Genomic DNA, 12,991 nt, shown 5'->3' on the forward strand with positions numbered 1-12,991 from the left:
GAGCGCGCCGGGACGGTATGGGCCCTTTTTGTGCGATGGTTTCGGAGCGCCGGGATCCGATCAGGATCACTGGCGTAGAAAAAATATTCTTATTTTTGGGTGGTTGGGGAAAACATGACATATGCAAAGCGACTTCAGGCCTTGATGTTCGGTCTGGCAATTTCGGCCAGCATCCCAGCGCTGGCCGCACCGGTGGAGGGACGTCCGGTGGATTACCAGCTGAACCTGCAAATGCCAGTAACGAAGATTGCGTCGGAAATCAACGACCTGCACACCTGGATGATGGTCGTCTGCATGGTGATCTTCGTCGCGGTGTTCGGCGTGATGTTCTATTCGGTCTTCAAGCACCGCCGTTCGCTGGGCCACAAGCCAGCCACCTTCCACGAATCGACTGCCGTCGAGATCGCCTGGACGGTCGTACCGTTCCTGATCGTCATCGTGATGGCGCTGCCAGCGACCAAAACCGTGGTCGCAATGAAAGATACCTCGAACGCCGACATCACCATCAAAGCCACCGGCATGCAGTGGAAATGGGGCTACGATTACCTGAAGGGCGAGGGCGAAGGCATTTCCTTCCTGTCGAGCCTGTCCACCCCGCGTTCGCAGGTCGGCGAGCCAGGCATTGCGCCAACCGCACCGCGCGGCGTGAACTACCTGATGGAAGTCGATAACGAAATCTATGTGCCGGTCAACAAGAAGATCCGCATCGTCCTGACCGCCAACGACGTCATCCACGCCTGGATGATCCCGGCCTTCGGCGTCAAGCAGGATGCGATTCCCGGTTTCGTGCGCGACACGTGGTTCAAGGCCGAGCAGATCGGTGTCTACCGCGGTCAATGCGCCGAGCTGTGCGGTAAAGAACACGCCTTCATGCCGATCGTGGTCAATGTCGTCTCCGACGCCGACTACAGCAAGTGGGTCGCCGGCGAGAAAAAGAAAATGGCTGCCCTGGCTGACGATCCATCGAAAGTGTGGACCATCGACGAACTGAAGATCAAAGGCGAAAAAGTCTACGCCACCAACTGCGTGGTCTGCCACCAGGCCAACGGCAAGGGCGTGCCGAACGCGTTCGCCGCGCTGGACGGCTCCGCCATCGTGACCGGTCCGAAAGCGGACCAGGTCAATATCCTGCTGCATGGCCAGAAATCGGGCAAGTTCCCGACCGAGATGCCAGCCTGGAAACAATTGTCGGATTCCGATATTGCTGCGGTGATTACCTACACCCGCAACAACTGGTCGAACAAGGCAGCGGAAAATATCGTTCAACCAGCCGAAGTCCTGGCTGCACGTAACAAGTAATCGGGAGTAACTCATGAGCACAAGCACACTAGATCACGCACACGGCCATGACCACGATCATAGCCACGATCACCCGACGGGCCTGACCCGCTGGCTGTTCGCCACCAACCACAAGGATATCGGTACCCTGTACCTGTGGTTCTCGCTCATCATGCTGCTCTCCGGCGGCGTGCTGGCGCTGATGATCCGTACCGAACTGTTCAAACCGGGCCTGCAATTCTTCCAGCCCGAGTTCTTCAACCAGCTGACCACGATGCACGGCCTGGTGATGGTGTTCGGCGCGATCATGCCGGCCTTCGTCGGCTACGCCAACTGGATGATCCCGCTGCAAGTGGGCGCCTCCGACATGGCGTTCGCACGGATGAACAACTTCTCGTTCTGGCTGCTGCCGCCCGCAGCGATCCTGCTGGCGACCTCGTTCCTGGTGCCTGGCGGCGCAACCGCCGCCGGCTGGACCCTGTACGCACCGCTGTCGACCCAGATGGGACCCGGCATGGACATGGCGATTTTCGCGATGCACCTGATGGGCGCGTCGTCGATCATGGGTTCGATCAACATCATCGTCACCATCCTGAACATGCGCGCTCCCGGCATGACCCTGATGAAAATGCCGATGTTCTGCTGGACCTGGCTCATTACCGCCTACCTGCTGATCGCCGTGATGCCTGTGTTGGCTGGCGCGATCACCATGACCCTGACCGACCGTCACTTCGGCACCTCGTTCTTTAACGCCGCCGGCGGCGGCGACCCGGTCATGTACCAGCACATCTTCTGGTTCTTCGGCCACCCCGAGGTGTACATCATGATTCTGCCGGCCTTCGGTATCGTCTCGCAGATCCTGCCGGCCTTCGCCCGCAAGCCACTGTTCGGCTATGCCTCGATGGTCTACGCCACCGCCTCGATCGCGATCCTGTCGTTCATCGTCTGGGCCCACCACATGTTCACCACCGGCATGCCAGTGACCAGCCAGCTGTTCTTCATGTACGCCACCATGCTGATCGCGGTGCCGACCGGCGTGAAAGTGTTTAACTGGATCGCCACGATGTGGAAGGGTTCGATGACCTTCGAAACCCCGATGCTGTTCTCGGTCGGCTTCATTTTCGTGTTCACGATGGGTGGTTTCACCGGCCTGATCCTGGCTGTGACCCCGATCGACATCCAGCTGCAAGATACCTACTACGTCGTGGCCCACTTCCACTACGTGCTGGTCGCAGGTTCCCTGTTCGCCCTGTTCGCCGGTTTCTATTACTGGTCGCCGAAGTGGACTGGCCACATGTACAACGAATTCCGCGGCAAGATGCACTTCTGGCTGTCGCTGATCACGTTCAACATCACCTTCTTCCCGATGCACTTCCTGGGACTGGCGGGGATGCCGCGTCGTTATGCCGATTACCCGGCGCAGTTCACCGACTTCAACACGATCGCCACCATCGGCGCCTTCGGTTTCGGCCTGTCGCAGGTGTACTTCCTGTTCTGCGTGATCCTGCCGACCATCCGTGGCGGCGCCAAAGCGGCCGACAAGCCATGGGATGGCGCTGAAGGCCTGGAGTGGACCGTGCCGAGCCCGGCGCCGTTCCACACCTTCGAAGTACCGCCGACGGTGAAGTAATCCGTTTTACAGCAGCGTGGGCGGCCCGGTCGGTGCCCACGCCACTGAACTTGTAAGTGAGCACCATGTCCGATCCAAAAAAGCCGAACAACCTCCGCACGGGCCTGATCATCGGCGCGCTGGCGGTATTTTTCTTCTCGATGGTTTTCATCAAACGCATTTGGCTGTGAGCTGACGTGGCAAACGAACAATCCGGCATGTTGAAACTCAATCGCGCGATGCTCGGCAAGCTGGTCGTCGTCGCGGTGTTGATGTTTGGTTTTGGTTACGCCCTGATCCCCGTGTACAAGCACATGTGCGAACTGCTCGGTATCAATGTCTTGACCCAGACCGATGGCACGGTGACGTACGACAAGAATACCCAGATCGACCAGTCGCGCAAGATCACCATCGAGTTCGACGGCAATTCGCAGGGGCCGTGGCGTTTCCGCCCGACCAAGCGCTCGGTCGAAGTCCATCCGGGCGAACTGACCACCGTGATGTACGAAGTGGTCAATACGCAAAACCGCACCGTGCAGGCGCAGGCGATTCCCAGCTTCGCGCCGCAACTGGTGATGCAGCATTTTAAGAAGGTCGAGTGCTTTTGCTTCAAGCAGCAGACCTTGCAGGCGAACGAGGCCAAGCAGATGCCGGTGGTGTTCTACATCGATCCGGCCCTGCCGCAAAACGTGAAGACGATGACGCTCTCGTACACCTTCTTTGAAATTGCCGGTACCCAGGCCGTGGCGGCGAAGTAAGGGCCGCCATGAGCGACGAGCACAAGGCCCCCGAACGCAACGCTTCGTTCGGCGCCACCATGAAAGCGGTGTTCTGGTCCTTCCTGGGCATCCGCAAGCGCAGCGATTACGAAAAAGATTCGGCCAGCCTGAATCCGGTGCATGTGGTAATTGCCGGATTGATTGGGGTGATGTTGTTCATCGGCGTGCTGGTGGCATTGGTGAAATTTGCCGTGTCGTAAACCGGCCGCCGGATTGATGTTTTACAAAATTAGCAATAAATTCACCGCATACAGTTTGATTTAGGAGATGAAGATGAGTTCACCACACGCCGCCGCACCGTATTATTTCGTGCCAGGCCCATCCAAATGGCCAATGGCCGCCGGCTTGTCGCTGCTCGTGACGATGATCGGCGCCTCGGCCTGGGTCAATGACGTGTCCTGGGGTCCGGCGCTCAATATCGCCGGCATCCTGGCGACCCTGCTGGTCTTCTACTTCTGGTTCGGCGACGCCATCGGCGAATCCGAAGCCGGCCAGTACGGCAAGCGCATCGACCTGTCGTTCCGCTGGTCGATGAGCTGGTTCATCTTCTCCGAAATCATGTTCTTCGGCGCCTTCTTCGGCGCGCTGTTCTACGCCCGCACCATCACCACGCCGTGGCTGGGCGACCTCGATCACAAGATCATCTGGCCTGATTTCGCAGCCCAGTGGGGCGGCGCCAGCCCGGCCGGCACGATCGACAGCTTCACGACCATGGGCCCGTTCCCGATCCCGACCATCAACACCTGCCTGTTGCTGCTGTCGGGCGTGACCCTGACCATTTCGCACCACGCGCTGCGCGCCGGCCACCGTGCCAAGACCGCCTTCTGGCTGGCCGCCACCATCTTGCTGGGCGCCGTCTTCATGGGCTTCCAGGCTTACGAATACATGCACGCTTACAGCGACCTGAACCTGAAACTGACCTCGGGCATCTACGGTTCGATCTTTTACCTGCTGACCGGCTTCCACGGTTTCCACGTGACGCTCGGCGCGATCATGCTGTCGGTGATCCTGTACCGCGTCATGAAGGGTCACTTCACCGCCGACAACCACTTCGGCTTCGAAGGCGCGGCCTGGTACTGGCACTTTGTCGACGTCGTCTGGCTCGGCCTGTACGTCGTCGTCTACTGGCTGTAATGGCGGCAAGCGGGAGGGTGCGCCCTCCGGCAGGTTTGAAATGAGAAAAACCGGGGACAGTCCACCAAGCGGTGGCCTGTCCCCGGTTTTTTGCGGCTGGGGTATAAGCTTGCCGAGCGCAGGGGCGATCAATGCATCAGCGGATGCCGGTCGGCGCGATCCAGCCCATCTTGTAGCTGCCAAGCAGCATCAGGAACAGGGTGATCGACAAGCCTACGCGCAGCGCCAGCGCGTGTACCGTGCGGTTGCTCTTGCCCTTGTCGCGCATCAGGAAGAACAGGGCCGAGCCCAGGCTCCCGAGGATCAGGATGAAGGCAAAGGCGACGAGGATTTTCATAATGAGCTCGAATTTTTTGAGTAAGGCACCATTGTAATGCGTATCGGCTTTCGCTTTCGGGCCATTCCCTTCGTGGCGACCGTGCTGCTGGTGGCGCTCGGCATCGTGCTGGGGCGCTGGCAGGATGGCCGCGCCGCCGGGAAAATCGCCCTGCAGCAGGCCATCACGGAACGCGCCGGCGCCGCCCCGCTGGTGCTCGGCGCAACCCTGCTCGCGCCGGCGCAGGTCGACCTGCGCCCGGTGACGGTGAGCGGGACCTTCGTGCGCGCGTGGCCGCTGTTCTTGAATAACCGTCCGCTGGAAGGCAAGGCCGGCTTCTACCTGGTCATGCCGCTGCGCATCGACGGCACCGATACCCATGTGCTGGTGGCGCGCGGCTGGCTGCCGCGCTACACCGGCCAGTTCGACCGCTTGCCGGAATTCGATACGCCGTCCGGCACGGTGACCATCAGCGGCCTGGCGCGATCGGGCATGGGCAAGGTCATGCAGCTGGGCACGGCGACGCCGGTGGCGCCCAAGGCCATCCTGCAAAACCTGACCCCGGACGAGTTTGCGCAAGCGAGCCGCCTGACGGTGCAACCGTTCTTTATCGAGCAAAGCGGCCCGGCGCCCGTCGGCGACAAGCTGGTGCGCAACTGGCCGGCTCCCTCCCTGAATGTGGAAAAACACCAGGGTTATGCATTTCAATGGTATGCGCTGGCGGTCATGGCGCTGCTCTTTTTCGTGATTACAGGATTTCGACGTGGAACAAAACAAACTGACTGAAGCAAAGGCAAGTCAATGGAGCGGCCGCTGGAAACTGCTGGCCGTGGTCTTCGTGTGCGCGGCGCCGATGCTGTTTTCCTATCTCACCTATTACGTGATCAAGCCGACCGGGCGCACCAACTACGGCACCCTGATCGAGCCGCAGAAGCACCCGATCCCGCCCACCCTGGGCGCCACCACGCTCGACGGCAAGCCGGCCGCGCTCGACGCCTACAAGGGCAAATGGATCATGCTGCAGGTGGGTCCGGGCGAGTGTCCGCAAGCCTGCCGCGACCAGCTGGTCGCGATGCGCCAGCTGCGCTTGATGCAGGGCAAGGAAATGGAACGCATCGAACGGGTCTGGCTGGTGACGGACGCGAGCCCGATCGACACCATGCTGATCCGCGTGGTCGATGGCACCCACATGCTGCGCGTGCCGGCCGCCAACGTGGTGGCCTGGCTGCCGGTCGAGCCGGGCGGCAAGATCGCCGACCATACTTACCTGATCGACCCGCGCGGCCACCTGATGATGCGCTTCCCCAAGAATCCGGAGCCGTCCAAGGTGAAGAAGGATATGTACAAAGTGCTCAAAGCGTCCGCGATCGGCTAAGCGATGCAGCTCTCGTCCATGGTGCAACTGGGCCTGACCGGCCTGCTGGCGGCCTGCCTGCCGCTGTCGATGGTGTGGATGTCGTCCGACCCGAACAAATACCGCAAGCTGGTCTGGATCACGGTCTTCCTCACGTTCGACCTGATCGTGTTCGGCGCCTTTACGCGCCTGACCGATTCGGGGCTGGGCTGTCCGGACTGGCCGGGTTGCTACGGCGCCGCCAATCCCTTCCTGGCGCACGCCGAGATCATCAAAGCCGAAACGCTGATGCCGAGCGGACCGGTGACGCTCGTCAAAGCCTGGATCGAAATGATCCACCGCTACCTGGCGATGGGCATCGGCGTGCTGATCGTGGCCCTGATGGGCACCGCCTGGAACCAGTGGTGCAAGACGCGCCGCGCCGAATACGCGCCGGCGCTGCCGACCATGCTGTTCGTGTTCGTGCTGGTGCAGGGCGCTTTCGGCGCCTGGACCGTCACGCTCAAGCTGCAACCGGTGATCGTCACCATCCACCTGCTGCTGGGGATGGGATTGCTGTCGATGCTGGTGTGGCTGGGCGCGCGCCAGAACCGCGCCAGCGCGCTGGCGCACGGGCGCTTCACCGCGCCCGACGCCATCGCGGGCGCCGCGCCTGGCATGCCGGGCCGCCTGGCGCTGGCCGCTGCCGTGGTGCTGGCCATCCAGATCGCCCTGGGCGGGTGGGTGAGCACCAACTACGCCACCCTGGCTTGTACCGACTTCCCGCTGTGTAACGGCAAGCTGGTGCCCGAGATGGACTTCGGGCACGGCTTCCACCTGTGGCGCGAGCTGGGCAAGACCGCCGCCGGACACTACCTGCCGTTCCCGGCCCTGACCGCGATCCACTGGGTGCACCGCAACTTCGCCTTCGTGGTGCTGGCGGTGCTGGGCCTGGCCGCCTGGCGCGCGCGGGCCCACCCCGGCGCGGCGCGGCATGCGCGCGGGATCGGCATCGTGCTCGCTGTGCAAGCGGTGAGCGGGATCGCCACCGTCTATCTGAACTTTCCACTGACCATCGCCGTCCTGCATAACGCAGGCGCTGCGCTGCTGGTGCTGATGGTGACCATGTTAAACTACAAGATCAAGTACCCCTCCGGACCGGTACTGCAAGCAAGCCACCACCCATGACAACCCAGACCGCAACACATAAATCCGCCAACCGCGTCGCCCAGTATTGGGCGCTGACCAAACCAAGAGTAACCCAGCTGGCCGTGTTCTGCGCCGTCATCGGGATGCTGCTGGCCACCGAGGGCGTGCCGAACTGGCGCATCCTGGTGCCGGCCACGATCGGCATCTGGCTGCTGGCCGGGGCCGCGTTCGCGGTCAACTGCCTGGTCGAGGCCGAGATCGACGCGCGCATGGCGCGCACCGCGCGCCGCGCCACCGCCATGGGCGAATTGACCAAGACCCAGACCCTGATCTTTTCGGCCATCATCGGCGGCGCCGGCATGGCCGTGCTCTATACGATGGTCAACGCGCTGACCATGTGGCTGACCTTCGTCACCTTTGTCGGCTACGCCGTCATCTACACCATGATCCTGAAACCGGCCACGCCGCAGAACATCGTCATCGGCGGCCTGTCGGGCGCGATGCCGCCGGCGCTGGGCTGGGCGGCGGTCGCCAACGACGTGCCGATGCAAGCCTGGCTGCTGGTGCTGATCATTTTCGTGTGGACCCCGCCGCATTTCTGGGCGCTGGCCATGTACCGGCGCGACGATTACGCGCGCTCGGGCTTGCCGATGTTGCCGGTCACGCATGGCATGAACTTCACCGGTTTCCATGTCTGGCTGTATTCCATCGTGCTGGCGGCAACGACCTTGCTGCCGTACGCGGTGCGCATGAGCGGACACATTTATCTGGTGTCGGCGGTGCTGCTCAATGCCGTGTTCCTGTGGCATGGCTGGCAGGTGTACCGCCACTATTCCGACCAGGTGGCGCGTAAAGCGTTCACCTGGTCCATCATCTACCTGTCGCTGCTGTTTGCCGCGCTGTTGCTCGACCACTACGTCAAAATATGATCAAGAAACTGCTTGCCCTGTGTATTCTTCCTGCGATGCTGACCCTGGCCGCCTGCGACAAGGCGGCCACGCCGCCTGCGCCGCCGAGTTTCCAGAACACCGACCTGACGGGCCTGGACTACGCGCGCGACTTTGCCCTGCTTGATCACAACGGCAAGCCGCGCACCCTGGCCGACTTCAAGGGCAAGGTGGTGGTGATGTTTTTCGGCTTCACCCAGTGTCCCGACGTGTGCCCGACCACCATGGCCGAAATGGCGGCGGTGATGAAGGAACTCGGTCCCGACGCCGACAAGGTGCAGGTGCTGTTCGTCACCATCGACCCGGCGCGCGACACCCAGGCGCTGCTGGCGCAATATGTGCCGGCCTTCGATCCGCGCTTCCTCGGCCTGTACGGCGACGCCGAAGCGACCGCGAAAGTGGCCAAGGAATTCAAGGTGTTCTACGCCAAGGTCAACGGCAAGACGGAAGGCAGCTATTCGATGGACCACACCGCCGCCAGCTATGTGTTCGACCGCAACGGCAAGATCCGCCTGTTCGTGCGTCACGGTAAAGGCCCGGCGCCGATCGTGCACGACATCAAGCAACTGTTGAACTGATCCGCAACACTGACCTGACTGGGTGACCATGGACCAAGAGCGCAGCGGCAAGAATTACGCATACATGGGCGCGATCGCGCTGCTCACCATCGGTTGCCTGTATGTCCTGCGCCCCTTCCTGGCGGCAATCCTGTTCGCCGCCGCCATCGTGATTTCCTCCTGGCCGATCTACCTGTACGTGCTGGAGCGCATGCGTGGCCGGCGCACCCTGGCCGCGCTGACGCTCACCTTGACCCTGACCTGCCTGGTGATCCTGCCGATCGCGCTGGTGGCCTACAACCTGGCCGACGACGTCGGGCGCTTCTACGATCAATTGAAGGCCGCTGTCGCCACCGGGCATGTGGAGCCGCCGGGCTGGCTGCGCCAAGTTCCGCTGGTCGGCGAGACGCTCTACAGCTACGTGGGTAACCTGGTTTCGAGCCGCGAGCAGATGATGGAACTGGCCCAGCGCTTGCTGGAACCGGCGCGCCACTACCTGCTCGGTGGCGGCATTGTGCTGGGCGCGGGTGTTGCGCAGATGAGCCTGGCGGCCTTTGTCAGCTTCTTCTTGTACCGCGACGGGCCGACCTTGCTGCTGGCCATCGGGGTTGCCATGAAACGCATCATCGGCGAGCGCTCCGAACGCATCGCCACCACCGTCAGCCAGACCGTGCGCGGGGTCATGTACGGCTTGCTGGGAACGGCGCTGGCGCAGGCCGTGGTGGCCGCGATCGGGTTTGTGATCGCCGGCGTGCCGGGGGTGCCGCTGCTGGCGGTGGCCACGTTCGTGATGTCGCTGGTGCCGGTCGGCCCGCCGATCATCTGGGGCGGGGCGGCGATCTGGCTGTTCAACCAGGGCCAGACCGGCTGGGGCATCTTCATGGTGGTGTGGGGGCTGGTGCTCATCAGCGGGGTCGACAACGTGGTCAAGCCGATGCTGATCAGCCGCGGCAGCAGCCTGCCGTTCTTGCTGGTGTTGCTGGGGGTGTTGGGCGGGGTGCTGGCGTTCGGCTTCGTGGGCCTGTTCATCGGCCCGACCCTGCTGGCGGTGGGGTATTCGCTGATGCGCGAGTGGACCGGCATCGAGCCGGCCGCAGTCAACGATATTTAGATGGTGGAGATCAGAGTCGCCACCCTGGCCGACCGTGAGGCGCTGGTCGCGCTCGATACGGTGGCGGCCTGCGAACCCGGGCGGCGTGTCCAGATAAGGCAGTGGATCGATGCAGGATGCTGCTATGTGGCCCGGACGGGCGAGTCGGTCGGCGCCTACGGCGTCCTGGGATACCATTTTTTCGGTAACGGGTTCATCGAGATGGTCATGGTGGGCGAAGGTTTTCGCCGCCAGGGATTGGGAATGGCGCTGGTGCGTGATTTTCAGGCGCGCTGCACGACGCCGAAACTCTTTGCGTCGACAAACCTGTCCAACCAGCGCATGCAGGAACTGCTGAAGTCGGCCGGATTTCGACTCAGCGGATTCATCGATAATCTGGACGATGACGATCCGGAAATCGTGTTCTTTTCCCCCTCCATGCATACGTGATTGGGCGGGATCGCCAGTGAACATAGTTGAAGGAAAGCGCTTTGGATAACGAGCCGTTTGCAAAAGTTCATGTATTGATGCGCAACGAATACGGTGTCCGAATACGGTGTCAGGTCTGACCGAATACGGTGTCGAATACGGTGTCAGGTCTCATTCGGACACCGAATACGGTGTCAGGTCTGACATTCGGACACGAACGCAGCTGTAAGACCGTGAATACGGTGTCAGGTCTCTTAAGCAAACACCATAAGGACAGCGGTTTTCATATCTGCCAGTTATATAGGGTGCTTGCTTCGGCGCGATTTTCGGCGCACCCCGCCGATTACTGCGCTGACATTCGGACACGAACGCAGCTGTAAGACCGGGCACAGCACCGCGAATTATCCTGATAGAAGAGCCCGTGTCCGAATGTCAGACCTGGCACCGGCTGCGCTTACGCGCCGTCCGGCAGCACGTGGCTACATCCAGTAAAATCACGGCTGCGGCGGAGGTTCGACAGCTCAATGCCTGAACCGGGTGATGGCGCTAATACACATTCATTTCGCAGGGCCGCACCATGAAGTGTTTTCTGAAAGGGGTGCTCGGAGCCCTCTGTGTTCTTGTGCTAGCGGCCGTCATCATTCCGCAGTACTCGGGTTATCGTGCGCGCGCAGAAACCGGCAAGATGCTTGTTGAGCTTGGGGCTGTGCAGTACGCGATTGAAGCCGACGCCGTCAAGCGCGGTACCTTTGCCGGCACGGCAACACAGCTCACACAAGCGCTGCCGGTACCAAGCAACGTCACGCTGTTTGAGGTGAACGACACAGGCGTGATCGTCGCAAAAGGCGGCAGGAACGGACAGATGATTATCCTGTCGCCCTTATTCGTTGATGGAAAAATCCAGTGGCGTTGCATCGGCGCCCCCGACAAGGATATGCCCGACCGGTGCACGGCCGTCGCGCGCTAAGCAGGACGCGACAGCCGATTCCCCCGCGACGATCAGTCCTGCTCGTCCGTATCAGGCGTGCGGTGCACTTGCGGAATCACCTTGATCAGCACGATGCGCGGACCGTTCATCTTCTTGACCACGATGTCGAAGTGAGGAAACTCAATCCGCTGGCCCTGCTTGGGAATGTCGCCCAGCTTCACCATCAACAAGCCACCGACCGATTCGACTTCATCCAGGCCGAGCGTCTCGTTATCGATATCGATTCCCAGGATCCGTTCCAGCGAGAAGATCGGCAGGCTGGCCTTGCCGATCAGGGTGCCGTCCGGCTGGCGCAGCCAATCGTTCTCGTTCAAGCGGAATTCGTCGCGGATTTCGCCGACCATGGCGCCGAGCAGGTTGTCGAGCGTGATAAACCCGACCGGGCGCTTGCCCTTTTCGCCAATCAGCGCGAAGTGCGGCGCGCCGTCGCGAAAGCGGCGGAACATCTGCTGGGCCGGCGTGCGCGCCGACATGGTTTCGACCGGGCGTAAAAACTGCGTCAGATCCTTGATCGGCCGCCCGGCCTGCTGCGCAAAGAACAAATCCTTCAAATGGATCACGCCCAGCACGTCTTCGCCATTGCTATCGAAGTAGGGATAGCGGCTGAAACGGTTCCTCACCACGGTCTGCAAATTTTCTTCCATCGACTTGCTGGAGTGCAGGGCGATGACTTCATTGATCGGACGCATCAGGTCGGCCACCGACAGCTGGCTGAAGTCGAGCGACTGGGCCAGGATATGGCGCTCGTCGCGGGTAAACTTTTCGCCCGGCTGGCTGGTGCGCAGAATCAGCTTGAGTTCTTCGGTCGAGTAATGGGCGTCATGCCCGCCCGAACCGGACAGGCCCGCCAGGCGCAGCACCAGGTTGGCGCTGCCGTTAAGCAGGTAAATCGCGGGATACATTGACCAGTAGAAAATATACAGCGCCGGCGCGGTCCACAAACCCACCACTTCCGGATTGCGGATCGCCAGCGACTTCGGCGCCAGTTCGCCCACCACGATGTGCAGGAAAGAAATCACGCTGAAGGCAATGACGAACGACACCGTGTGGATGATCTTCGCCGATTCGACGCCCAGCAGGCCGAACACCGGTTCGAGCAGGCTGGCAAAAGCCGGCTCGCCGACCCAGCCCAGGCCCAGCGACGCCAAGGTAATACCGAGCTGGCAGGCCGACAGGTAGGCATCCAACTGGCCGTGGACCTTGCCCAGCAGGCGTCCACGCACCCCCTGGCTCTTGGCAATCGCGCGCACGCGGGTTTTTCGGAGGGTGACGATGCCGAATTCGGCCGCCACGAAAAAGCCGTTGAGCGCCACCAGGAACAGGGCGAGCAAGACCAGTAAGGCATTTTGCATAAAGAGTAGGGTTAGTTTTTCGCTTGGCCA

General features: G+C 61.5%; 15 protein-coding genes. 13 read left to right on the forward strand and 2 right to left on the reverse strand.

Annotated features, from left to right (window positions below):
• Positions 1 to 114 precede the first annotated feature (114 nt).
• From coxB to F2P46_RS18580, 5 genes are all read left to right on the forward strand, one after another.
• Positions 115 to 1,299, forward strand: a complete 1,185-nt coding sequence (gene coxB, locus F2P46_RS18560; RefSeq protein WP_166892785.1) for a cytochrome c oxidase subunit II — start codon at positions 115 to 117, stop codon at positions 1,297 to 1,299.
• Between the two features lie 13 nt (positions 1,300 to 1,312).
• Positions 1,313 to 2,908 (forward strand): cytochrome c oxidase subunit I, encoded by a 1,596-nt coding sequence (gene ctaD / locus F2P46_RS18565; RefSeq protein WP_166892788.1) that lies wholly within the window; start codon positions 1,313 to 1,315, stop codon positions 2,906 to 2,908.
• Positions 2,909 to 3,105: 197 nt separating this feature from the next.
• Complete coding sequence (locus F2P46_RS18570) at positions 3,106 to 3,645, forward strand: cytochrome c oxidase assembly protein (RefSeq protein ID WP_166892791.1); 540 nt, start codon at positions 3,106 to 3,108, stop codon at positions 3,643 to 3,645.
• An 8-nt stretch (positions 3,646 to 3,653) separates the two neighbouring features.
• Positions 3,654 to 3,866: a DUF2970 domain-containing protein gene (locus F2P46_RS18575; protein WP_166892793.1), complete on the forward strand. Its 213-nt coding sequence runs from the start codon at positions 3,654 to 3,656 to the stop codon at positions 3,864 to 3,866.
• 73 nt (positions 3,867 to 3,939) lie between these two features.
• Positions 3,940 to 4,800, forward strand: coding sequence for a cytochrome c oxidase subunit 3 (locus F2P46_RS18580; RefSeq protein WP_166892794.1), 861 nt, complete (start codon positions 3,940 to 3,942; stop codon positions 4,798 to 4,800).
• A 136-nt stretch (positions 4,801 to 4,936) separates the two neighbouring features.
• On the opposite strand, the gene F2P46_RS18585 is transcribed toward F2P46_RS18580, so the two are convergent.
• Positions 4,937 to 5,137: a twin transmembrane helix small protein gene (locus F2P46_RS18585; protein ID WP_166870512.1), complete on the reverse strand. Its 201-nt coding sequence runs from the start codon at positions 5,135 to 5,137 to the stop codon at positions 4,937 to 4,939.
• A gap of 36 nt (positions 5,138 to 5,173) precedes the next feature.
• On the opposite strand from F2P46_RS18585, the gene F2P46_RS18590 reads away from it, so the two are divergent.
• The 8 genes from F2P46_RS18590 (at position 5,174) to F2P46_RS18625 (ending at position 11,588) form a co-directional block, all read left to right on the forward strand.
• Positions 5,174 to 5,902: an SURF1 family protein gene (locus tag F2P46_RS18590; RefSeq protein WP_166892796.1), complete on the forward strand. Its 729-nt coding sequence runs from the start codon at positions 5,174 to 5,176 to the stop codon at positions 5,900 to 5,902.
• A gap of 67 nt (positions 5,903 to 5,969) precedes the next feature.
• Positions 5,970 to 6,491 (forward strand): cytochrome C oxidase subunit I, encoded by a 522-nt coding sequence (locus tag F2P46_RS18595; protein ID WP_229509351.1) that lies wholly within the window; start codon positions 5,970 to 5,972, stop codon positions 6,489 to 6,491.
• 3 nt (positions 6,492 to 6,494) lie between these two features.
• Positions 6,495 to 7,637 (forward strand): COX15/CtaA family protein, encoded by a 1,143-nt coding sequence (locus tag F2P46_RS18600; RefSeq protein WP_166892798.1) that lies wholly within the window; start codon positions 6,495 to 6,497, stop codon positions 7,635 to 7,637.
• The gene (gene cyoE, locus F2P46_RS18605; RefSeq protein WP_166892800.1) at positions 7,634 to 8,527 is read left to right on the forward strand and encodes a heme o synthase; all 894 of its coding nucleotides are present in this window, start codon (positions 7,634 to 7,636) and stop codon (positions 8,525 to 8,527) included. Before F2P46_RS18600 ends, cyoE begins: the two co-directional genes overlap by 4 nt.
• Positions 8,528 to 8,562: 35 nt before the next feature.
• Complete coding sequence (locus tag F2P46_RS18610) at positions 8,563 to 9,123, forward strand: SCO family protein (protein ID WP_166892906.1); 561 nt, start codon at positions 8,563 to 8,565, stop codon at positions 9,121 to 9,123.
• 28 nt (positions 9,124 to 9,151) lie between these two features.
• Positions 9,152 to 10,213 carry an AI-2E family transporter gene (locus tag F2P46_RS18615; protein ID WP_166892802.1) on the forward strand — a complete coding sequence of 354 codons (1,062 nt, stop codon included), beginning with the start codon at positions 9,152 to 9,154 and terminating at the stop codon, positions 10,211 to 10,213.
• Positions 10,214 to 10,642 carry a GNAT family N-acetyltransferase gene (locus F2P46_RS18620; RefSeq protein WP_208296681.1) on the forward strand — a complete coding sequence of 143 codons (429 nt, stop codon included), beginning with the start codon at positions 10,214 to 10,216 and terminating at the stop codon, positions 10,640 to 10,642.
• 556 nt (positions 10,643 to 11,198) lie between these two features.
• Complete coding sequence (locus F2P46_RS18625; RefSeq protein ID WP_166892804.1) at positions 11,199 to 11,588, forward strand: pilin; 390 nt, start codon at positions 11,199 to 11,201, stop codon at positions 11,586 to 11,588.
• A gap of 32 nt (positions 11,589 to 11,620) precedes the next feature.
• Here F2P46_RS18625 and F2P46_RS18630 read toward each other — a convergent pair whose 3' ends face one another.
• On the reverse strand, positions 11,621 to 12,961 hold the full coding sequence (locus F2P46_RS18630) for a hemolysin family protein (RefSeq protein WP_166892807.1): 1,341 nt from the start codon (positions 12,959 to 12,961) through the stop codon (positions 11,621 to 11,623).
• Between the last annotated feature and the right edge of the window lie 30 nt (positions 12,962 to 12,991).

This window comes from Massilia sp. CCM 8734 (assembly GCF_011682155.1).
Lineage (GTDB): Bacteria > Pseudomonadota > Gammaproteobacteria > Burkholderiales > Burkholderiaceae_D > Telluria_A > Telluria_A rubra.